11 protein-coding genes are annotated in these 24,873 nt (G+C 34.2%); 9 read left to right on the top strand and 2 right to left on the bottom strand.

Annotated elements, in window-relative coordinates:
• The first annotated feature begins 1 nt into the window (after position 1).
• The gene (locus ACHUFV_RS11450; protein ID WP_394234160.1) at positions 2–3,565 is read left to right on the top strand and encodes a helicase-related protein; all 3,564 of its coding nucleotides are present in this window, start codon (positions 2–4) and stop codon (positions 3,563–3,565) included.
• Entirely contained in the window at positions 3,566–5,452 is a 1,887-nt protein-coding gene (gene drmB / locus ACHUFV_RS11445) for a DrmB family protein (RefSeq protein ID WP_394234158.1), read from the top strand.
• 75 nt (positions 5,453–5,527) lie between these two features.
• Here drmB and ACHUFV_RS11440 read toward each other — a convergent pair whose 3' ends face one another.
• Positions 5,528–6,814 carry a DNA cytosine methyltransferase gene (locus tag ACHUFV_RS11440; protein WP_394234156.1) on the bottom strand — a complete coding sequence of 429 codons (1,287 nt, stop codon included), beginning with the start codon at positions 6,812–6,814 and terminating at the stop codon, positions 5,528–5,530.
• 446 nt (positions 6,815–7,260) lie between these two features.
• On the opposite strand from ACHUFV_RS11440, the gene ACHUFV_RS11435 reads away from it, so the two are divergent.
• From ACHUFV_RS11435 to ACHUFV_RS11410, 6 genes are all read left to right on the top strand, one after another.
• On the top strand, positions 7,261–8,979 hold the full coding sequence (locus ACHUFV_RS11435; RefSeq protein ID WP_394234154.1) for a hypothetical protein: 1,719 nt from the start codon (positions 7,261–7,263) through the stop codon (positions 8,977–8,979).
• A gap of 1,833 nt (positions 8,980–10,812) precedes the next feature.
• On the top strand, positions 10,813–11,073 hold the full coding sequence (locus tag ACHUFV_RS11430) for a helicase-related protein (RefSeq protein WP_394234153.1): 261 nt from the start codon (positions 10,813–10,815) through the stop codon (positions 11,071–11,073).
• 1,349 nt (positions 11,074–12,422) lie between these two features.
• The gene (locus ACHUFV_RS11425; RefSeq protein ID WP_394234151.1) at positions 12,423–15,410 is read left to right on the top strand and encodes a Z1 domain-containing protein; all 2,988 of its coding nucleotides are present in this window, start codon (positions 12,423–12,425) and stop codon (positions 15,408–15,410) included.
• Positions 15,407–16,357, top strand: coding sequence for a PD-(D/E)XK motif protein (locus ACHUFV_RS11420; RefSeq protein ID WP_394234149.1), 951 nt, complete (start codon positions 15,407–15,409; stop codon positions 16,355–16,357). The genes ACHUFV_RS11425 and ACHUFV_RS11420 overlap by 4 nt, the downstream gene beginning before the upstream one ends.
• A 306-nt stretch (positions 16,358–16,663) precedes the next feature.
• Positions 16,664–18,805 (top strand): McrB family protein, encoded by a 2,142-nt coding sequence (locus tag ACHUFV_RS11415; protein WP_394234147.1) that lies wholly within the window; start codon positions 16,664–16,666, stop codon positions 18,803–18,805.
• Positions 18,777–21,257, top strand: coding sequence for a DUF2357 domain-containing protein (locus ACHUFV_RS11410; protein WP_394234145.1), 2,481 nt, complete (start codon positions 18,777–18,779; stop codon positions 21,255–21,257). The genes ACHUFV_RS11415 and ACHUFV_RS11410 overlap by 29 nt, the downstream gene beginning before the upstream one ends.
• A gap of 101 nt (positions 21,258–21,358) precedes the next feature.
• On the opposite strand, the gene ACHUFV_RS11405 is transcribed toward ACHUFV_RS11410, so the two are convergent.
• Positions 21,359–22,732 (bottom strand): AAA family ATPase, encoded by a 1,374-nt coding sequence (locus ACHUFV_RS11405; RefSeq protein ID WP_394234143.1) that lies wholly within the window; start codon positions 22,730–22,732, stop codon positions 21,359–21,361.
• 200 nt (positions 22,733–22,932) lie between these two features.
• Between ACHUFV_RS11405 and ACHUFV_RS11400 the strand changes: the two genes are divergently transcribed.
• A complete protein-coding gene (locus tag ACHUFV_RS11400) occupies positions 22,933–24,852 on the top strand; it encodes a 3'-5' exonuclease (RefSeq protein WP_394234141.1) in 1,920 nt (639 codons plus the stop codon).
• Positions 24,853–24,873 lie beyond the last annotated feature (21 nt).

Genomic DNA, 24,873 nt, shown 5'->3' with positions numbered 1-24,873 from the left:
CGTGGATAAAAAGTTACAAAGTTCTTTATATAATCGAGAAAAGATTATTGATGCAATTGAACAAGAAATTGTAGGTCCTAATGACATTCAAAATGCTACAAAACCTTTAAATGTTATTGGCAATACGACATTTAATAATTTTGATCAATTAAATACTAATTATTATTGGAATAAGGCAACTTTAAAGGAGGAAGTCATCCAAAGAGATACCCCTTCTCGAAGGTATGCTGCAGGTATGCTTTATCCTATTCGAATTGAAAACAACGAGATTGAGTCAGACGAGCTAGTAATTGATGTGATTAACGATGAGCAACAAGCAGAGTTTTATGATCAATTAGATAACTTAAATGCAAAAGAAATAGACGAGGAATCTGGGTTAGACGATGCTGTTCCCAAAATTCAACAAAAGGATTCAATGCCTTCAAGTATGGGAATGACATTTTGTTTATCTAGAAGTACAAATGCATTTACAGTTAAGTTTAAAGGTGGAATATATGAAAAGCATAAAATCTATGCAGACATAATTCACAAAGATGAAGACAATGGCAAACAAAAACATTACAAATTTGATGAATACTGGTGGTTACGTACATCTGTTTTCGCCGAAAAGGAGATTAAACTATCGGAATTTGAGCTTGGAAAAGGTATAAGTGTGAAGCAATTTCCATTCGATATTTATGACAACCAAAAAAATAGAATTAAGATAATAAGCTTGAAATTACACATTCAATATCGAGCAAAAAACGAATATACGTTATTAACAGTTACTGTATTAAATGTAACAGAGCCTCCCGCGAGACATAACATAAACGAGTTTACAGTGTTTCAATCCTCTTTAAATATTTCGGCTCCTACAGGAAGCTTTTTGAATTACCCAAAAGTTTTTCAGCGCAATTTAGATTTAACTGAAGATGAGTGGAATAACGAACTATTATTTAGAAACAAATCTAATTACGCTATTGGTCACGGATGTTCAACTACTTGGTATCAATATACTAAAAATATATCAGAGATTAATTCTACTTTTATCCCAAGGTATGAAACGGAGAGTATGACTCCAGATGTCAAGTTGAAAATTGAGGGCGAAGAAGTAAATTTGAGAATCGAAATGCAAGCCTTAATGAATGTGAGTAGCTATAATGAGTTATTTCAAATTTTACAGCCTTTAGTGACAGGCTATAAAGATTGGATTACTAAGCGCGAGGTGGAAGCCCAAAGCTTACAGAAAGAACTAAAAAAAGCTGCTGAAACAAATTTGAAATTTTGTAAGGAAAGCTTAACCAGGATAAAAAAGGGATTAGAATTATTGAAAAAGCCTAAAGTACTCCAAGCTTTCAAAATGGCTAACCAAGCGATTTTATTGCAACAAATTAATGGTAAAACACCGCGTAAAGCTTACTTTGAAAAACTAGATACGGGGTTAGAGCTAGTATTTGAAAAAACATTTGTTGAATCAACAAAAAGAATGAGCGATTTAGCTACATGTGATAACAGCTGGCGTGCTTTCCAGATTGCATTCTTTTTATTATCAATCCAATCTTTAGTAGAAAAGGATTCCTTAGACCGGGAAAAAGTTGATTTGATCTGGTTCCCTACTGGCGGCGGAAAAACCGAGGCTTATTTAGGTGTTGCAGCATTTCAAATGTTTTACAGACGCTTGTTAGATCCTACTGATGCCGGTGTAGATATTATAATGCGCTATACTTTACGTTTGTTAACAGCTGACCAGTTCCAACGTGCTTCAAGACTAATTTGCGCAATGGAATATGTGCGTCGAGAAAATGAAAAGGATCTCGGTCGCGTACCTTATTCGATTGGAATTTGGGTAGGGTCAAAAACTTCACCTAATACCAATAAGGAAGGGTTAAGGCAAGTAAATGCAATGAGTAAGTCAAAAGGTCCGGAGAATCTCGTAGTAACAAGATGCCCTTGGTGTGGATGTCAAATTGGAAAGGTTGCAGTGAAGGGAAAAGACGCTAAACGCAACGAGAGCAAGGTAATTGGTTTTAAAAATAAAAATAACTGCTTAATAGTGGCATGCCCAGATGAACAATGTAGTTTCCATGATGAAATTCCCGTCTATTTCGTAGATGAAACAATTTATGAAAAACAACCTACTTTTTTAATTGGTACTATAGATAAGTTTGTTCAATTAACATGGCAACCTACAGCTAGAAAGTTATTTGGCATAAATGAAATGGGGGAGCGGATTGTATCGCCACCACAAATTATTGTTCAGGACGAATTACATTTAATTTCAGGACCGTTGGGAACACTTGCTGGTTTATATGAAGTATTAATCGAGGAATTATGCATTGACGATCGTGGGGAGGTACCAATTAAGCCAAAAATTATTTCAGCAACAGCAACTATTAAAGAATTTGAGGAACAAGCTAAATGCCTATTTGGACGAACAAGTGCAAGGTTATTCCCGAGCCCAGGTATCGACATTGATGATTCCTTCTTCTCCAAAGTGGCTATTGATAATAGTGGGAAACCAATGCCAGGTAGAAAGTATATAGGTGTTTTTACATCAAGAGTACGTATATTGATGGCACAAGTAATGACGTATTCAGCTATTTTACAGAAAGTAGAGAGCTTGCCTGAAGATGGACGGGACCCATTTTGGACATTGCTTTCATTCTATAATAGCTTAAGAGATTTAGGGGCAGGATTAAATTTATTTAATAGCGATATTCCAACGTATATTGATGCATTAGTTAAGAGAGAAGGATTCAGTAATAGGAGATTTTTAGGAGCAGCATTAGAATTAACGTCCCGTAAACAAAGTAATGAAATCTCTAAAACTATAGATGACCTGAATGTTCCTTATACTACGAAAGATAGTAAAGGGCGAACAAAGGCTCTTACGTCATGTTTAGCATCAAATATTATTGAGGTAGGCGTCGATATTGACCGTTTATCAATAATGGGCATTGTCAGCCAGCCTAAAATGACAGCCCAATATATTCAAGTTAGCGGTCGGGTAGGGCGAAGACCTAACGAGAGACCAGGTTTAATTGTAACAGTATATTCTAATCAAAATTCGCGTGATAAATCACATTTTGAGCACTTTAATGAATATCATCAAAGACTATATGCACAGGTAGAAACAACAAGTTTAACTCCTTTCTCTACAGCCTCCTTGGAACGCGGGTTAACAAGCGTTCTAATTGGATTCTTGCGCCAACGGATGGATATTCAAATAGCAAACTACCCTACGAGTAAAGAATTAAAAAGGGTTATAAAAGACAAACGTTTCAAAGCTTTCCGCGATCGATTTAAAGAACGGGTAGAATTAATCGATCCTGATCAATTGGAGATATGGAAAGATATCTTTAAAGCCTTTATGGATGGAATATTACAAGGACGCTATGAAACGTGGCGGGTTTCTGATACTGAACGTGGTTTGATGTATCAAGCTGGAAATTTAAGTGACGGCGAAAAATATACTGGCAGTATTCCTGTTATGAATACTTTGAGAAGTGTAGATGTGGAAAGTAGAGGCTCTATTGTTTTAATAGATAAAGAGGAAGACGAATTTGTGTGGGAGGACGATGATTAAATGCGATATTTACCAATGAGACGCTCTAAACTGGTCGGAACAGAAGGACCAGGATCATTAGTAATTAGCCCTGAAGGTGAAACAGCTGTTGTAGGCGCTCTAGATCTCTGGTTTAGAGATTCTAAAGGAAATAAAGCAAAAAATATTGAAGAGTTTGCAGTAAATGAGCCGCGTTTAAAATCAATCTTAAAAGTAGATAAATTTTACACCCCGCCTGAATTTAGGAAGAATTCAAGAAATGCTATGGAAGTTATTCCAAACAGCGGGCTAGTCACGCCATTAATGAGGTTTCCTAGATGGCATTATTGTAGTTCATGTAAGTCATTAAGAGAATTAGAGCTTGATCAAACCTCAGTATACTTAGATTGTCCAAAATGTAAAACAAAGAGATACTATAAACAGGTTCCTTTTGTAGTAGTTTGTGAGCATGGTCATTTGTCTGATTTCCCTTGGCATAAGTGGGTTCATGGTGATGAAAATACTACTTGTGAAGGCAATTTAAGAATTCGTATGAGTGGGGGTACAACGCTTGATTCCTGGAGAATTGAATGTGAGGGATGCAATAACAGCCGTGGGTTACAAGGGGTTACATCTTCAAATGATGGTGAAAAGAAAACAAGCGTTTTAGGTGATACCTTAAATAAAATAGGATCCCAAAAATACACCTGTGAAGGCGAGCGGCCATGGTGTGGAGAAGAAAAAGAAGAATGTTCCGCAGCTCCAGTAGCGATTTTAAGAAACTCTATTAGTGTATATATGGCAAAAAAAATTAGCGCTCTAGCTATACCAGGAGATTATAGCGAGAACGTCGATCTGATTGTATCAAAAATTCAATCTCCAGCTAAGTATTTATTGCGAACAAATCTGGCTCTTTTAGAAGATATAGAGAAAAAAACTCAGTTTATAAGAACAAATCTTAGGTTTGAGTTGAAGGAAGGGATAACTGACGAGGATATTCAAGAAGCTTTGATGTATATAGAAGCTGGGGAAGAATTTGAATACACCGATGAGGAGTTAGAAAAACCGGGTCTGATAATTAAACAAAAAGAATTTGAAAAACTTACGTCTTCAGTAAATTCAAAAGAACTAAAAGTTGAACCTGAATGGATTAATGAAGACAGTGCAGAAATCGATAAGAATTATTACAAACCATATTTAGAACGTATATCTAGAGTGCTAAAATTAAAAGAAACAACTGCTTTATATGGCTTCGATCGAAAAGATTACAAAAACACTAATGATTATAGTAGTTACTACCCTTCTCTTTATAAGGATTATAATAGTACTAATGAAAAGTGGCTTCCTGTAAATGAAGTATATGGTGAGGGTATCTTTTTACAATTGAATTCGAAAAAAGTTGAAGAATGGGAATCATCTCAGGAAGTAAGTAATTATTTTGAACACTATCTTCGACGAGTAGGTCATATAGAACATCGAGATGATACGATCCTTAGACCAAGGAATATTATGTTGCACACTCTATCCCACTTTTTAATTGATGAACTTGCAAATGTCTGTGGTTATAATCGTGCAGCGATTAGGGAAAGGCTTTACTTAGATGAGGGACAGACAGGTGTTTTAATTTATATTTCTGCGGGTGATTCAGAGGGTACCCTAGGCGGGCTTGTACGATTGGGATTACAAGAGAAATTTTTCCATATATTAGACAAAGCTAAAAATAATACAGAATGGTGCAGTTCTGACCCAGTCTGTACAGAGCTTGGAAAAACACAAGGACAAGGTATAAATAATTTAAACGGTGCAGCTTGTTATAACTGTTCGCATATTCCAGAAACGTCTTGTGAATTTTGGAATTTATATTTAGATAGAAGCCTACTTATTGATGAAAAGATAGGGTATTTAAAATATAAAGGGCAAATAAAATAAAACAATTAGATAGAGGAATCTCCCTTTTTCTTATATTCCCTGCCTTAAAATAAAAACAAGTTAAGACCGATAGTCTTAACTTGTTTTTTCTTGTGCTACAAGCACTTCCTCTTTTTTTTGCACTTCCATATGAAGATACTCCGCAATTGGTTTTGCTATTGCCCTTGCAAGCTGAACAGGTACAGCATTTCCAATTTGTTTGTAAACTTTATCTAAGCGACCATTTTTAGAAATTAGTGAATTTTTCCCATCGCTAAACTCGTACCAATCAGGAAAAGTTTGAATACGTGCGATTTCTTTTACAGAAAGCCTTCTATTATTTTCCTCTCCATCTGGAAAAATCCATTGATCCTTTCCTATCTTTTTCATTGGAAGACCACCTGGGTGTATTGGAGCTTGTCTTCCGGAAGCTTGAATAGTAAAACTCTGTTCATCCCAACTTTTTTTTCGATTACGACTCATGAAAATGGAAGAATAAGACCCTTCAAAAACATCACCCGGATTTTTCTCTAAGTCTCCAATTGCATCTCTAAGCGTAACAAAAGGCATTAAATTTGGTCCAGTGCCATGTGTTGGAATAGGAGGATCATCATATCCAAAGTCTTCAATATCGTCACGAACACCGATTAAAAAAATTCTCTCTCGAATTTGTGGAGCACCATAATCCCTTGCGTTTACCAGGTGTGGATAAATACGATACCCTGTTGCTTCAAAATCCTGCTTAATTTGTTTGAAGACTTCACCCTTACCAAGTGTTAACATTCCTTTTACATTTTCCATGATAAAAAATTTTGGCTGTACTTGCATTAATGCACGAATGTAATGTAGATAAAGGAAATTACGTGGATCATCAATTAATCTCGGACCTGCAGCTGAGTATCCTGGACAAGGGGGACCTCCAACTAAAATGTCAATTTTATCTTCTGAGGGGAAATTATAAACTTTTCTGATATCACAATTATGGGTAAAAACAGTTTCTGGAAAATTTTTTTTGTAAGTCTCCAATGCTTCATTAAAAATATCATTGGCATATACATGATGAAAAATGCCTTCATCTCGAAAAGAATTAAAGGTTTCTTTATCTTGAAATAACTCATTAACTTTGTTCTGTCCAAAGATTACATCCAATCCTGCTAATTCTAATCCTAAATCAAGACCACCTGCTCCCGAAAAGAGACTTAATACATTACATTTCTTTTCTTCATAAGTGAGATTTTCTAATTTTAAATCGTCTTGTGATCCATTAATAAAATATTGTTTTTTTTCTTCATGGATTTTTTCTAAAAGTAAGCTTCTAATCTCACTTATTTCTGGATTAGGAGCAGGTCTATACTTTCCTCTACCCCGTTCTTGTAACTTCATTAATTTAAAACCTCCGATCCTTAAAAGGAATCTTCTTCCTTTTACAAAACTTTTGTTATAAAGATTCTTCGGTACTGATAAAATATAATTAGTATTGAATTTTATTTTTAAAGAATGAGTCAATGGATTTTAAGGTTATTGTTAAAAAGATTATAAGAAAAACCTTTTTATATCTAGTATTACGAACATACAGTCCTATATAATATATCATTTTATTCTGGTTTAGTCTAAATGTTAAAGCCAACTAATTATAAATATATTTATAATAAAGCACAAAATATTTATAATAACATGGTTAAAGACCACTGTCCAGTATCACATTTCCATAGGTTTTATAATTAATATAATAGCATTTCTTGTAGCAAAAGGCCAGTTATATTTCGGAACTTCCATATTTTAGTGAAAACAATTTACTTTGGCGTAAATACATAGAGGTGAAGTTAGGTATGAGGAAAAATCCAAGAATTATTGGTGACGAACATGTAAGAGACGTATTCCGAGCATTACTCCATTTAATAAATAAAAAATCAATTGATACTTTTCCAGAGACTGCAAAACAAACTGCGTTTTACATTCTAAAATTATATCCAAATATCAAATCAATTACTTCGAAATTTGATTCGGATGTACCCGACATGGAAACTGATCTTACATTGTACTTTAATAATGATAGGGTTAATATAAATCTTTTTCTTATAAAAAAGGGACGTAGAATTCAACCCAAGAATCCAGGCGCAAAAAGTTTCTTTTCAAAGTATTTTCTTTCAAACCAGTTACAGGAGACTTTTAATCAGATTTTTGAAAGGGAATATCTATTATTCCTACAAAAACTATTAGAATATAAAGTAGGTATCCATTATATATCAGATAAAAAAGAATTAAAAAAACAAATTTCTTTTTATTTCCCGAAATTCACCAAGGAAATTAACTTATTTAGAGATAATTTTTTATATTCATTGCGTGAAGGATGCTTTTCATTACTAAAGGATTTTTATAATAAAAAAAGTGAAGGTTTCTTCCATGCATATAATGTCTTATTTATGACAAAAGATATAACTGTAGTTACAAATTATGGGAAGTCATTAAGGGATGTTAGCGTTGATCAATTTAACCCAGGCGTCCCAAGTTTTGCTGATATTCAAATTTATAAAGTTGGAAAGAATACAGTTGGAATTAAATACGGCGAAGTGGCATTAACATTACGGTTTAAGTTTGAGAGTAGTCCGATTTCATCAATTAAACTTGCAACAAGTTATGATGATTTTAAGAATGAATTGGAAAATGAACAAATAAATAGTAATACAGCACAAAGAATGCTCGGTTTCCTATCTGATCATGAATATATTCATACATCAAACAGCAGTAATGCAATAGGGAAATGTCATGAGGCCATTACATACTATTATTTTCTAAAGGTATATCCCAATATTTTACAGGTGGAGCCTAATGAGTGTGTTGAGTTATTGAATAAATATTATTCATTTGTGAAAAAAGATGTTTTGGAAAAACTATATACATCCACTTCTAAACTGATTCCTGTTATTAGGAAGAAATTAAATGACAAGTATGGTAACTATAAATTAGAAAGCATTGAGTTAGTCCCCGATAGCTATATTAGCGATAGGCTTGATACGGGTGATCTCCAGTTAATAATAAAGGTAAATGGGGACTATGTAGTTGAAAATATTTCACTTAAAGCCCTAGCCAGAAAGAGCAGTAAGATAACAACGAAGAATCCAGGGATTGGAACAATACTTGGTCCGACATATTTTGATATAGGTAATATTGATGAGGTCGTTAGTGAAGTTAAAACTAGATTTGAAATAGGTGAAATAAATAGAAGAGAAAGTTTAGAAACCCTTGCAGAAGAATTAGGATCACGTTTAATAGAGGCTAATCAAAAGCAATTAAAACAAGGTATTGAAAACCTTCTTGGTAAGGCGATGATGGCAGTTACATTTTATGAAGAGGGTTTAAACTATTGTAAGGAACATTCTAAAATAAAGAGTAGTATTAAAGTACTTGTAAAAAATCCTTCAACTATTCAAAATACTCTAAAATGGAACAACGATTTAGACATGATAAGTCTGCGAGTTAAATTTAGTAAGGGACAGAGTCATGGATGGTCTTCTGTTAAATTGACTTCTGAGTACCAATTGAAATAGTAATTCCTTAAAAAGGGCTTTCCTTATACAATAAAGAAATTATTGCTAATGCTAATCTTATCCTGGCGTATCAAGGTTCACCAAATATTCGCACAAAATTTTACAACAGAGATAATCTGAGAAAAAATATTAAAAATAAAAGTAATCATTTATAAGGGGTTAATTATTATATTTTAGAAATACTTCGGTAATGAATGACTATACAACATATATTTATTCGAGTTAAAATACCCCCAAAATAATACAACAGATGGTATAAATCTAATCATAATATCTAAAAGAATTAAAGAGTTAGCTGATCTTTTCGAAACCTACATGCAATTTAAAAGGTACTTGATTCTTTAATTGAAGATGAATGCAAACTCGTTTTGATAAAGCCCAAAAAAGACATAGGCTTTTCAAATTAGCTTTATTTATTTTAGATTCAAGATGAATAACTTTCGGATAATTACAGAAGATTAATTGATCAACTAGTATTTGAAGTAAAAGAATTTATATTTCAGCTTCTTTTGCAATGGAATATGGAATAGAGGTCATTAATGATGCAAAAAAGAGTGCAGCAGAGCAGGCAGCAGATATCAAGGTTTGTATATGGGATTAGAAGGTGTGTTTATAATGAACAAACATTGCAATTAATTTATGAAACAATAAGAAGTTATAGTGATTAGTATGAACACTATCATTAGAACACGATAACTTGCTTAATACCTGGACTTAGCTGATAGCAAAATGATTAATGCTGCTTCTGAATATTTGCAAGCTGATGTAGTTAATTAAGATCAGCCTACATATAGAGATAGCAAACTACGCTTGTCCTTGAGGATTATTTTGGCTGTTTTTTAAGAGGAATTTTCAGCAGACTCTTTTCATGACTCCCATGGGGAGGTTTTACATCATCAGGGTGCCAGTTTATCTTTCTCACGAAGAAATAGATGGGAAAACGAAATAATATATTTATATAGGAAATGGAAATGTAGTTGAAATCCAAGGAAATAAGTTAATAACGGTAAGTGTGGAATTGGTACAAGAGGTACCAGCAAGTCATTATCCTAAAGTCACAGAAGAAATATAGTCATCTCATATGAGAAGACTATTGTCATCTCATATGAGAAGACTATTGTCGATTATGACATGCGTAACTGCGGGAATAAGAGCGCATTTCAAAGAATTTAAGTTTTTCTTTTTTAGCCATATCAATTTTACATGTTCGTTGGCTCTAGGAGAACCTTCTACAATGTTTTATTTAATAGATTTTAGTTTGAAGGTAGCCTATTTATGAGTATAAACATTAAACACTTGATTATCTGTTTCGATTTTACATCCTAAATCTTCAAAAAATTCTCTATCAAGTGCTGAATATTTTCATTTTTTTCTATTTTGCCACCTGGGAATTCCTTAAGAATAGACAGCTCAGGTGATCTAAGGGGCACATAAAATCTTATTTCGACATTTTCAATAATGACCGCTACGACTTTGACTAGTTTTTTCATATTATCTCCAAATTTTTTGATAAAATCTATTATATCAGATCATTTCTAATGAAAGTTATTGTGTTAACTTTACATCGATTTTCACTGAAAGATGTAAATTCCCTATTTGCTATTCTTACTCCTTGAGTTAACGGCAATACCAGAAGGGTGGAGAAAATATCTTATCATATCTTGATAAAAAAATTTCCCGCAGAAATGGCTATGAAGTAAGAGAGAATGAAAATGTATATGCCTAAGACTCAATCCGGTCGAATCAAATAATTAAAAGCCTATATAAGCATGAAACGGATATAGAAATGTGAAAGGCTTGGGCTTTTGGGTATCTATTGAACATGTAAAATACATGGCTGACTTTTTCAGTGATGCCGGTATTCCCACCGTTGCTTTATTTGGTAATTGGAATGCAAAGGTTAGATGTGAAGCACAAGATCAGCTCGTTAGGGGAGAACTTACCTTTATCTTTTTCGTTTCGTTGACTTTTAATGAAGGAATTAATATCCCTAAAATTAACAAGATTCTTTTTATACAGTCAACCGAAAGCTTAACTGTCATTCTACAGCAGCTAGGTCGTGGCTTGAAGTTTCTGAAGGAAAAGAACGCTTAACGGTATGTATAAGTGAATAGATAGAATTAAGCTATGTACATTGAATAAAAATAGTCTAACTCTGTATATTAGGTTAATAAACTAGAATAAGGGATACTCAGAAAAACTAAACGTAATTTATCTGTAACTATTCTATCATTGACTAATTTGAGCTTATTAAGTATAAGAACGCCATGTTCCTTGTCATTTTAATAGTCCCCAATGAAAAGGTTATAAGTAGCTTTTAGCTGTTTGGACAATTGAAATTACTTAATATATAAATTAGTGCGTGCAGGATCATCAATTAATTCGTTGTTATGTAGGTTTTGTATATCTTGCTGTATGTCCGTATAATGAAATATTGCATTTTTATAAATTGAGTAAGTCGTTATTTTCATTCTTATCTACCTCCAAGATATTGAGTGTTTAAGTATATTTTGTCAGAGTAATACATCACATGCATTCAGAATATTAATTTATTTAAAATCATGAGAATACTTGTTAATCAACAGAAAAATGTAAATTTAGGACTTATATGCAAAAAGTTAAAAGAGTAAAGGTTTAATTAAAAGAATATTCACACACCATTATAAAGGATACAACTGGATGATGGGAGACAAAGAACTCTTAATGAAGTCAGGAAGGGATGATGTTAATAGACTAATTGGCTGTGGTTTAGACAATAATGTAACCAAAGAGGGTATGTTGGAGAGCTTCAAGTGGTATTCCTTTTTGATGGTCATCCTTAAAATAATCGATTATCAAATTATAAAATAGGATTCCACACGTTTATTATATAATGAAATGTTTCCTCTAAACTCTCATATTGAATCCTACTATCATCCATATAGATAATATATTCGTGTATGTAATATTAAGCCATTTCTTTATAACTAACAGTATCCTCGCTTTGTTAATACAGTGGTTATACTGAGTTACCCAAAATCTTGGTGAGTTTAGTAGCTAGATAAAATATACTCCTGTACAAATAGTTCTCCTTCTCTCTTCATAATAAAATCATTACACCTATTGAACTTATAATAACCAGCTTTTAAACTGTGATGGCAAGTATCAATTCTCTACTCTACATTTTAGTAAGATGGTATGGATATAAATTAAAAACCGTGGATTTTTTCTCTGTAGGTATATCTAGGCCTCGAAATGTCTATCATATTATTGAGGCCTAATTAGACCTCGAAAAGTTTAAAATAAAATGAAAAGAGGTGAGGGGATTATTGTCATCTCTGTCGAAGTAATATTCACTGCAGGTCCCGAAGTAATGACCGTTTTATCTGATAACAAAAATTTGGACCCCAAACAGTTGCACGTTTTCAAAAGGAATTGATTAATTTTTATTCTTTAGATGACCAGTGACCGTCTTATTTACCCACATAATAAAAAAAGAGGTGGATTTTATGGGAATTCCTGAAATGGTTCAAGACCATATGAGCAGGATTTTAAATTTATACTTATCAGGTGAAAAGAATTACAAAACTATAGAAGAACTGGAAGGACTGGCGAAAGAAGTTGTATCAGAACAGCGTCCGTTGTTGAAACGGTTAGGGTTAAAAGAAGAACAGTTTAGTGAAGCTGAATTATATCTCCTTGATCTTACAATGGAACGAACAAAGGTATTTGTTCCTAATAGTGTTTTGTTATCTAGTAACGAAAACAGACCAAAAAAATGGGTGAGAAGATTTATTCAACAACAGTTAAAGCAGGGGAAGAAACCATTCGAGATAGTAATGGAGTATCTTGCTTTTCTTGAGGATACTAAGAGTTTTCCAAAGACCGTGACATCTCAATTAAAAGATAACACATTTAGAATTCTTGAACAGCTTTACCCACCCGAAACGCCGTCATTCTCTGTTAAGGGAATGGTTGTAAGTCCGGTACAGTCTGGAAAAACTACTCAAATGGCTGCTCTTGTTCAAGCGGCAATTGAAACAGGCTATAAGTTAGTGATAGTTCTTGGTGGAACCAATAGTAGTCTTCGGAACCAAACTCAGATTCGATTTGAGCAGGATGTTCATGGGCGTAGTTCAGAGAATAATGAGCTCATTGGAATAGGTGCATATGCCGGTAAGTTTCGAGATGATATTGAGTTTATAACTTTTACGGATCAGGAGAAGGCTCAAGGGGACTCCTTGCACAAAGCCTATGATCCAACCAAGAAAGCAAATGTAATAATTATTAAGAAAAATGCAAGTGTTTTAAGAAAGCTTCGGCGTTGGCTTCAAAAGCAATCATTTTGGAAAGAGGGTAATTGTGAAGTTCCTGTTCTTGTAATTGATGATGAAATTGACACATTTAGTGTTAATAACAAGGAGATTGGTAAGACACCAAGCGCTGTGAATTATGAGATTCGGACCGTGCTAAGCATGTTTAATCGTCATGCATACGTTGGTTTTACTGCAACGGCATATTCTATCATCTATGGAATACCACCGGAAGATGAAACTGACCTTTTTCCGAGAGACTTCATAATATACATCCATCCTCCTGGAAATTACTTGGGACCTTATCAATTCCTTAGAAGAGATTCTTGTTATCCTTTTGTTGAGAAAATTGATGAACGTGGTGACGGTTTGCTGGATGAGGATGAGAAATGGGATTATGAAGAAGGTATCCCACCCTCAATGAAAGAAGGAATTCGCTATTACCTCTTAACAGGGGGGATTTGTAGACTTCGAGGTTTGATTAACAAACATCATACCATGTTGATCCATGTTTCTTCAAAGGTTGATCCACAGGAAAAAATCAAACTAAGGGTACAGGAATATTTGGATGAAATTAAGACAATTATTAAAACTGAAGATTTTAATCATCTCTTTTGGGAGCAATTATATCAACTTTGGGCAAAAGACATCAAAGTCAATTCTTCTAAAGTTTATGAACTTGAGAAAAAACGACTTATGGAAGAAGGTTGGTCTAGTGGTCGCGCCTCTGCTCACCTGAAAGAAAAGTTCTGCATTGACTTTTCATGGAAAGATGTTCAGGAAGCAGTCATTAATTTCATTGAGGATATGCGCAATCCATTGAGAAACCTACCGGTAAATAGTCCTGAGAGAGAGCGATTTGCTAATTACATGAAAAGGCAGTTCGGACTTAATGACCTGGAACTTGAAAATTTACCAGAGGTTTTGGAAATTAATGCCCAAAGTCCTGATCGCCTAAATTATGAACTATACAAGGGAGTCGGTTTAAAAGCTATTGTTGTGGGAGGAAATATCCTGAGTAGAGGGTTCACAGTCGAGGGGCTATGTTGTTCGTACTACACCCGTCCTTCTTTTCAATATGACACTAACTTACAAGCAGGGAGATGGTTCGGATACCATGATCAACATAAAGATTTAATCAAGGTATACCTAATTGAAGATGCAATAGAATTATTTCATGCAGCAACTGAAACTTTATATGAGTTAGAGAAACAGTTTGAAAAAATGGCTAAATTTAAAAGAACACCAAGTCAATTTTTCTTCCGAGTTCAAAAGGTAAAAAAACATCGCTTAACTTCACCGCAACGAATGCGATATGCTCTGGAAAGTAATGAAACGTTCAATGGATACAGTAGTGATATAGCAGCCTTTGCTCCGAATGATGAAATACTTAAGAGCAATCATTTTGCCACAGAACGTTTATTAAGAAACATTATTTCAGATTGTGACGATTTTCAGACTATCACTTCCATTCACAATTTAAAAGAAATTAGTTTTCGTAATGTTTCTTATAAACATATTGTTGAGTTCTTAAATGATTATTATGTGTTTGAAGGCTCTAGGATTAAAGAGATAGATAAGTATTTTCTTACTCAGCATATTGAAAATAAAGGTGAGAAGGGCGAATTACTGGGTTTTGACGTTATTTTTGTTAATATTCAACGTGGTGCAAAAAGAACCCTGAGTCTTAATAATATTAATGGTCTTGATTTTGAAGTGGGCCTTGCAGAGCGATCAGAAAACCAATGGGTTCCTGCTAAAAATACTGTTAAGGTCTCCCTTGGTCGTGCTATTTCGAATCAACATCAATGGTTGGGTTTAACAGATGAGGAAATTGATCGAATTAAGGAAGAGAGTGGAATTGCTAAAGGTTCTCCAAAGGTTCCAAAAGAAGAATTGTTTCTAAAGCATAGAAGGGGCTGTGGGCGTCTATTTATATATGCTTTTAATCCAGAAACTATTAATGATGCTCTTGAGGGAAAGGAAGGATTTGAAGGATTTAATGAGGAGATTATCCCTATAGGATTGCATATTGCACTTCCTTCTGGAAATGAGGTTCGCCCAAATAATAAGTTCTGGTATCAAATCGGCGTCTTGAAGGCTTTGAAATCAACACTAGAAGGGGATGTACAAGAGTGAAAGAAGAGTTTCAAAAACTAAGTAGTGAGATTCCGGATGAGAAGGGCTTATTACAATGGAAATTTCCACACCCTAGTCAGCCAATTTTCTTGCTTTGGGAGCCATTTGAGAACAAAATTGGTATTTCTTTTCGTTTCTCAGATGGGGTAACGGCCCCTAAAAGGCTCCCACAATGCAATGGGTTTAATTCAAATTGGATTTATCATGATGTGTTAGATAAACCCTTCTCTAGTTTAACCCTATGGTCAACATTTAATATAACAAATGATTTTTTCTTTTCAATGGGAGAGGACCTGTCCCAGAGGATTGAGATGATAGAGGATGAGAGGGAGAGGTTGAATGCTCTCTTGTCTCGTCTGCACTGTTGGAAGAAGTTTTTTCAGAAATCTGGAGAACGTTCATTCTCAAAGGAGCAGGAAAAGGGGCTTTGGGGAGAACTCTTCACAATAATAACGCTCATGAAACGGATGAATCCTGTTGATGTATTGGAATTATGGAGAGGGTATCAAAGAAAGAATCATGATTTTATTCATAAAGATTGGGAAATAGAAACCAAGTGTATTGATTCTGCTAGAGGTGATATCACAGTACACGGATTATTACAGTTAGAGGTTCATGAAAATAAAGAACTTTACTTGCATGTAATTAAAGTGAGAGATGACAATAATGGTGGAATGACAGTTAATGATCTAGTGCAGGAAATTTCGAGGCAAATACAATATGATCCTTGTTTAATTGAAAAATTAGAAGAAGGGTTAGCTAGTTCTGGATATCCTCCTAATGGAATTAGAAGTTTGAATACTTGGTCTCTTGTAGAAGAAATTTGGTATGGAACGATAGGTGCATTTCCTAAATTAAATGGTCCGAAAGAGATACATCATGTGGAGTATCGACTTCCTCTCTCATTGTATGAGTCGTATAAAAAGGAATTCTTAAAATGTTCCTAGATTAGAATATGTTCATCTAAAAAGGCAATTTATTATAGATTGCCTTTTTATTTTTAATAATATCAATTTGAAGGACTCACTTCCTCGTTGTTAAATGTAATAATTAACGGTTTGATTTGTTATAATTGATTAATATTAAATGGAGATTAATTAGTTCGTATATATAGTAAACCTGAAAGGGTCAGTTATCACTTCTGATAACTCCAAGAGGTAAGATTTTTTTAATTATAAAATATTATTGATTTATTAATTTTTCTTGGTATCTGCATAATATATAAATTCTTATTTTAAAAGAGGTAATTTTTAATGAGTTTTTATTTAGATGAAGTACATAAAGGAATCCTAATGAAGTTTCAATCTCTTAAGGGAAAATTAATTGTTGGAAAAGAAGGAATAAAAGGACATGATTCACAGAACAGATTGCAACCCGACAAGTTTGTTCCGGAACCGCACATTTTACATGATTTAATAAGAGGATTTTATAAACCAGCAGTTAAACCGTATATTTTATCTTATCAAGCTACTGAGGCTGAAAAAAATTATGGAAAACAAATAATTTGGGAAAAACAAGGTTTTAACTTTAAGAGGATAGAAATGCATCCGCCAAGCAGTGAAAAAGATAGTAGGAAAAAGAGTGATATTGAAGCAGCTCGATATAATCTTCAAAATAAAATACCAATTGGAATACTGCATAAGGTTAAAAAGGGACAAAATAGAATCCTAGGGCTAGGTATGATTGTTTCCGAAAGAAATGATGGTGTTTTTATTATTGAACCATATAGTTTTCCAACAATCGAAATAGAATCAATTGAAGAGGTTGAACTAAAGGAAAACAACAAGGAGATAGAATATAAAATAACAAATGACTATATGGTTATTAAAGAAGCATATAGTTGGTCCAAATTAGATAAAGAGAATATGATTGCCCGTAAAAAAGTAGATTGGTCAATATTCCAAGATGGTTCGACCATTCCCATAGAGTTTCATAATGATTTCGAAAGTGCTAATAATAAGCACCTTGAAAGAGGTGAAAAACATCAATTAACCCTTTTAATTGATGACATAACTTATGATGGTACTCTTGTGAATGTTGATAGAACAAATGCAAAGTCCGATACATTACAATTGATATATGGTAAGGATGTAACAGAATTATTAAAATCAGTGTTTCATATAAGCTATGAATACATAAGAGAACAGCGAAAAGAAAACCCCAACAAAACGATTGTTGTACCAGATGAAAGAGCAGAGTATATTGAGTTCTATGAAACGGATCAGCCTTTTGTATATAGGTTGAATCTAGCTACAAATGGCGGAAGCGTGGACAGTATGAATAATTTTAAAGACATTACAGTAACAGAACTCATTGACCACATAGATAAATACATAAAATCAAAAGGTTTCTACTACCAAAAAGAAGAAGTCATTAATCTATTTCTGTCTATAAAAACAAAACCCTTTGCTATTCTCTCCGGAATTTCCGGAACTGGTAAAACTAAAATGGTACAGTGGTTTGCCGAGGGCATAGGAGCAACTGAAGAGAATGGACAATTCAATTTAATTCCGATACGTCCTGATTGGAATGATGGATCTGATTTATTAGGATACAAGGATATTAAGGGTGATTTTGTAGAAGGTCCTTTAACTCGTATTATCAAACAGGCAAATCAGTCATTAGATCTCCCGTTTTTTGTACTACTTGATGAAATGAATTTAGCACGAGTAGAATATTACTTTAGCGATATTTTAAGTGTGATGGAAAGTAAAAAGTGGGTTGAAGGTGAAATCATAACTTCTACTATCTTATCAAAGGATATCACAGGACTTGAACATAACCTAAAGATCCCTCCTAATCTATACATAATTGGAACTGTCAACATGGATGAAACGACACATCCATTTAGCAAAAAAGTATTGGATCGTGCAAATACGATTGAGTTTAATCGGGTTGAACTAAGTAATATAAGCTTTCTTAATGAAATTGAAGAGGTTGCTCCATTCCCTGTTTTTAACGAAAAGTTAGAATCAAACTATCTACATCTTAAGGATGTTTACTTAAAATACCCGGAACTAGTAATAAAGACAACAGAAGAACTTGAAAAAATAAATAAGTCTCTTGAAATCATGAATGCTCATGTAGGTTACCGAGTTAGGGATGAAATATGTTTTTACCTAGCCTATAACGAAGCAGATCAGCTAATGACATATGAAAAGGCACTCGACCATTGCATACTCCAGAAGATATTACCGCGAATTACAGGCAGTGATTCTCGCGTTGAAAGAATGTTAAAGGAGTTATATCTGCTATTTACGAATAAGGAGTATATGGAAGAGAGCAGCTATGAGGCTGAATTAGAAACAGCGAAATATCCAAATAGTGCTCGAAAGGTAATAGAAATGCTAAGGAGGTTAAGTGACGATGGCTTCACTTCCTTCTGGATTTCGTGAAGATGTTGAGCTGGTAAAGATTGAAACCGAGGAAATTTTTCTTTTCATAAAAGGTAAACCATTTCATGAGCGGTACGAAGGGTTAACTCAATATCGTTCCATGGACTTTCACGATACGATGAAAATCCTTGTTAATAGTAAAGATGTTCATATGTTTCAAGTATACGATATTAACAAACAGCATCTTGTGACTAATTTTGAAGAGCTGCGTCCTATCTTTTTCGAAAATGGCGTGTATCAGCTGATGGTCAAATCAAAAGGAGAGAAGGAAATAAGCTTTTATCATGAACATCCTCTTTTAAGAAAAGCAATCTCTGACATAGGGGATCCAACCCAAACTATATTAATGGGTAATCTTCAGTTTCAAAATGAAGTCGGGTTTACGACATTCGAAATACGATCAGGACAAGAAATCCTATTATCGGTGACCATTGAAATTTTCCCAACAAAGCTGGACTATAAAGAGGATTATCGAAAACTTCTCGATGAAGTGAATGATGAAATTTATAACTTAGCGTATCATTTTATTCGAAAAACATACTTAGGTGCTTCTATAAAGCTGGATGGAGCACCGTCTATGGCAGAATTTTATCGTCTTATCAGCAGGCACTTTCATCAATTCTTAGTAGCTGTTGACAGAATTGAAAAGCAGCCGCACCATCTTTTACATACTGAATATGTTCGGGCAAGAGGAGACCAGATTCGGAAGTTAGATTCCAGGAGCAGATCCTATTTGAGAAAAAGACCAACCTTGTTTGTTAAAGTGGAAAACGGTATTGCTGTAAACAACCGAAGCCTGATGCCGACGGAAGGGCTGCGTGTCAAAAAAGAAATAACACATGACACATTGGAAAATCGATTTATCAAATTCATCATTGTCCGTCTCATTGATAAGTTAAATGATTTATGTGATCGAATCTTCAACCAAAGAAAAGGGATGAACGAAGAACCTGACTCTGATTTAACCAATAAAATACAAAAAATGATAAAACAGCTGGATAGGAAACAGAAAAGTGTCTTTTGGAGACAGGTAGGCCGGCTTGACCGATCAGTTTATAGCTTAGTATTGCAAATGGCACCGGGCTATCGGGAGGCATATCAGATTTATTTAACGATTTCTAAGGGATTGACACTTCATGGAAAGTATTATCATATGTCTGTGAAAGATGTAGCCACACTATATGAATATTGGACATTCCTTAAAATGGGTCAAATTCTAAGCCGGAAATATACACTGCTTAGCCAGGATATCGTGAAGGTAAATCGAGATGGATTATTTGTGAATTTAGATTCGAACCGAAAAGCAGAAAGAGTTTTTCAGCATCCGATTACGAAAGAAAAAATTATCCTGACCTATCAAAAATATGAAGGGAAGTTGCCGACTTTGCCGCAGCAGCCGGATATGATGCTGAGCGTAAAGAAAAAGGGAAAGGATTATTCCTATCATTATATTTTTGATGCTAAATATCGAATTGATTATGCCCGTGGTTGGTATGCAGCTGAAGGATCTGATTCTTATATTACAGGTCCAATGGAAGAGGATATTAATACCATGCACCGATATCGTGATTCAATAGTTATGGCTAATAATGGACCCTATGAACGGACGGCTTTTGGAGCATACGTGTTATTCCCATTCGGTAATGAGGATATCTATCAGGAGCATCGTTTTTACAACAGTATTGATAAAGTAAATATTGGTGCCTTGCCATTTTTACCAAATGCTACAACGTTAGTTGAGCGGTTTGTTGAACGGTTAATTAATAGTAGTCCAGAGGAATTGCAAGAAGAGGGTATTCTCCCAAGAGGATCAAAGGAGCAGTGGTTCTCCGATTTGGATGAAAAAGTGCTTGTTGGATTGGTGTCAACAAAGGAAGACTATTATTCGTTCATTAAAAAGGGTTATTATCAAATTCCTGTTCATTTATTGAAGAAAGGATGGCAGGAGGCAAAGTACGTAGCATTATATGCGAAAAATGGTGTAGCTAATGTACATGGTGTGAGTGAGTATGGGGAGATAAGTAATATCTCTTTCATTAAAGCGGATGATGTAGAAAAAGTAAGCTTTCATGTAGATTATTGGCAGCAACTAAAGCAGGTTATTCGGCCGGTACATTATGGAATTGCGAACTATGTTATGACTTCTTTGAATTTATTAAAAGAAGCAAAAGAGATGCCGGAGCTTTTCCTAAAATCGAAAAATGAATTAGTTCTGTGGAGGATGTTAAGAAGAGTTTCAGATCAGATTAAGGTTATGTTAGATCAGAATAATCTGGATGAGGCGAATAAAATAAATACTTATTCTATAAAAGACATTAACATAGAATTAGAAAAGGAACGACAAGAAATTATGTTTAAGAAAGGAGAATGGGAGAGCACGTTAACTGTAGATACTTTAGAGAAACAACCATCTAAGGTTTTTAAGTTACTGCTAGACCTAATGAAAGATTAAAAGACCATTAAAGAAATATTAGTAAGAACACTAAAAGCAAGGAGTTAATCTCTGCTTTTAGTGTTCTTAGCCAATGCGGAAAATTAGATTTTGCCCCATGTTTATTTTACATGTAGAGTTAAAGCCATTCCTTTTTTTACGGTAGATGTGATGATTTGTGTGTCTAGTGGTTCAAGATGGGTCATACTTTCTAAGTTATCTAGAAAAAGTGGATACTTTGTCTGAAGAAGTTCTTGAAACATATGAATGATTTCTAGCATACATCTCAATTTCTCGCTTGTTGACAGCATCCGGAATGGACGGTATTTATAGCGTATTTGAAAATCAGGCCGTAATTCTCCGTCTTTTAACTGTTTAAATAAGATAATTTCAGTATGTAGTAAGGGAGCATTGATGTCGCTTTGGTAGCGAGTTGCTGTTTGACCCAGCTTACTTCTCTGTTCCTTTATTTGCAATTTCAAGAGTTGGATTTCTTCTTCCAATGAATGAAGCTTGTTATTAACAATACTACGTTCCTCTTCAAACTGAGCATACAATGGATTGGTCACTTGATTATGGTTCTCTATATTACTTTGGGTTGAATTAAATATCTCAGTTTGATCTTGCAGTGATTTTTTCTTAGTTTCGTTTTCTTGAATCTCGATTTCGATTTCCTTTAGCCTTTCTTCAAGCTGAATTAATGTCTTTTTTGAATTATCATTTATCAGTTCTATTTGATTTGAAAAAATACGTTGCTGACACGTAGGACATTTTTCACCAAATTGTAACGGTTTCTGCTGATTGATTTCGTGTATTTGCTGCAAGATATTTGCCTTTTCAGACTTCAAAATACCCTGTTCCACTTTTAATTTTTCCATTTTTTCCGTGTGGACAGGATTCTTTACTGGTGTTGTACTAATGAAATGTTCCATTTGACGTTGCAATAATTTTTCCTGACCTTGAAAATAAATCGTTTTCTGATGCAGAGATTTAACCTGCTGATTTAAGCCTAGGATAGATGATTCCAGCTCTGTAAAGACCTCAGTATTTTTTAAGATGTGTTCCATTAAGAAAGATCTAGCTTTTTTCTTTTCTTCCTCTGGAAAAAGATCTGGAAAGAAACAATACATAAAAGTATGCTCGCTGCCTATTATCTCAGATAAATTAGATTGTTTTGATTGTATGCCGTTTATTTCCAATTTAGTTCGAGTATGCACAATACTTCGTTTTATTACCCATGTCTTGTTATTTATTTCAAGAACTAAAGTAACAGACATTTTATTTTGACCAATTTTCACAAAGTCATGATTGTATATTTTTTGAAGATACTTATTAATCCCAAATAAAGCAAAAGCAATTGCATCCCCAATAGAAGACTTACCGGTATAATTGTCCCCGAAAAAGTGATTATAGCTGCCAAATTGAAAGTGGGCATAATCATGGTTTTTAAATTTTTCAAGTTCGATGGAGAGGATTCTCATATAATTTGCTCCCATAAAATGTATATATAGTTATAGAATAACATTATTCAACAATAAGGTCATTAAGCTTCTAAATTCAAGGAGTCTATTTTGTAAAAGTCACACTGAATAGAATCCTAGAATCATTATAACTATGATAAAATACCTATATTCTCTCATGATTGGTAAAAAATGTTGTATAATAGAGAAAAATAGATCAATTTGGAGAGAGTCATATGGCCATTACAATCCCGGAAAGCATTCGCTCATCGGCAACCACTGGCGAAAGATTGCTTTTTCGAACATTAAAAACATATTTGCCTGATGACTATATTGTCTACTATGAGGCTGAAATACAGGGGAGAAGGCCTGATTTTGTTATTATTGGTCCTGACCTTGGTCTACTGGTACTAGAGGTAAAAGATTATACCAAAAGCACCCTACTTCAAGTGAATCATGAGGAATGGCATATTGTTGCTTCCTCAGGGGAGCAGGCAATAGTAAAAAGTCCAATGAAGCAGGCTAGGGATAATATGTTTCATGTAGTGGACAAGCTTAAGAAAGATAAAAATCTTGTCCAGCTTGATGGGAAGTATAAATTTCAATTGAAGTTTCCGTTTGGACATGGGGTTGTCTTTACAAGATTATATTCCAAGGACCTTGTAAGAGAAGGACTCTACTCGGTGATCGAACCTAGTTTATGTCTGACACGGGATGAAATCGATCCGGACAAAGAAGAATTTTCTGAGGAAATCTTAATGGAAAAAATCTTAAATATGTTTGTTGTTCCGTTTCGTCTACGGGAGCAGTTATCCTATGAAGATATCAATTCGATTCGTTATCACTTATTTCCTGAAGTTCGGATTAGTGCAGAGTTCAAACCACCAGTACCATATCAAGACCAGCTATTATTGTCGCTTCATGATATTAAAACAATGGATTTACATCAGGAAAATCTTGCGAAACAAATTGGTGATAAAAATAGATTGATACGTGGAGTAGCTGGAAGCGGGAAAACGTTAATTCTAGCCAGTCGTGCAAAACTGTTGTCGAAAGAACATCCCGATTGGAAGATATTAATTCTTTGTTATAACATTTCGTTGGCAAGTGGAATTCAGCAAATGGTTACACATATGCTAAATGAACCAGAAGATTTATTCGATTTTGATTTTACAAGCGAATCGGTTGAAGTACCAAGAGATCATAAAAACGTGATCGTTCGAAACTTTCATGCGTGGTTAAAAAACGATTTGAAAATTAGAGAACAGCAGATATCTGATATGATTGTAAAGCTAGAAAATAATGAGGCCATTCTTCCAAAATATGATGCCATTCTAATTGATGAGGGACAAGATTTCGAACCTGATTGGCTAAGGCTGGTTAGTTTGTTAATGAATGAAGAAACCCAATCATTATTATTAGTGGAAGATCGAGCACAAACCATCTATAAAAGAAAGCGTTCATATGTACAGGATACAGGGTTGAATTTCAGAGGCAGATCGAAGGTTTTATCGATCAATTATCGAAATACCGCCCAAATCGTTAAATTTGCCTGGGATTTTTATCGAAAGCATTCCATGTTCAAAGATAAAGTAGTGAATCGGGAAGTAGAAGGGGAAATCATTGCTCCCCAGAGTACAAAAAGAAAGGGTCCGGAACCCGGCATTGTTCGATCTAAATCCTTTTTTGATGAGATGAAAATAGTTGCCAAACAGATTCAGAGATTACATGACGAAAAAAAGATACCCTTTCAAGAAATGTTAATCCTCTACCGAGTGAAGCGGACATTGAAGTATCCAATTATTGATATTATTAAAAGGTCATTAAAGGATGCTAGCATCGATTACTATTGGATAACAGAGAATGAACAAGCCAAACGGTCCTATGAAAAAGAAGATGGGAAAGTAAAAATTAGTACCATTGATAGCAGTAAGGGATTAGACTATCAAGCTGTCTTCATAGTAAATGTTGATTCTATGCCATTCCCATTGGAGGATGACGAGGAAAGGGAAGTTTCCCTTCTTTATATTGGAATGACTAGAGCAAAGGAATACTTATGTTTATCTTATTCTGATGAATCTAGGTTTTCAAAGTATTTGGATGGGATTTTGGAACAAAGGCGATTACATAAAGAAAATGTATCGAAAGTAAAGTAATCACTTGGTCTATTTGGGGTC

The sequence above is a fragment of the Niallia oryzisoli genome (assembly GCF_043641075.1).
Taxonomy (GTDB): Bacteria; Bacillota; Bacilli; order Bacillales; family Cytobacillaceae; genus Bacillus_BD; species Bacillus_BD oryzisoli_A.
This window is presented reverse-complemented; position numbering and strand designations above follow the sequence as displayed.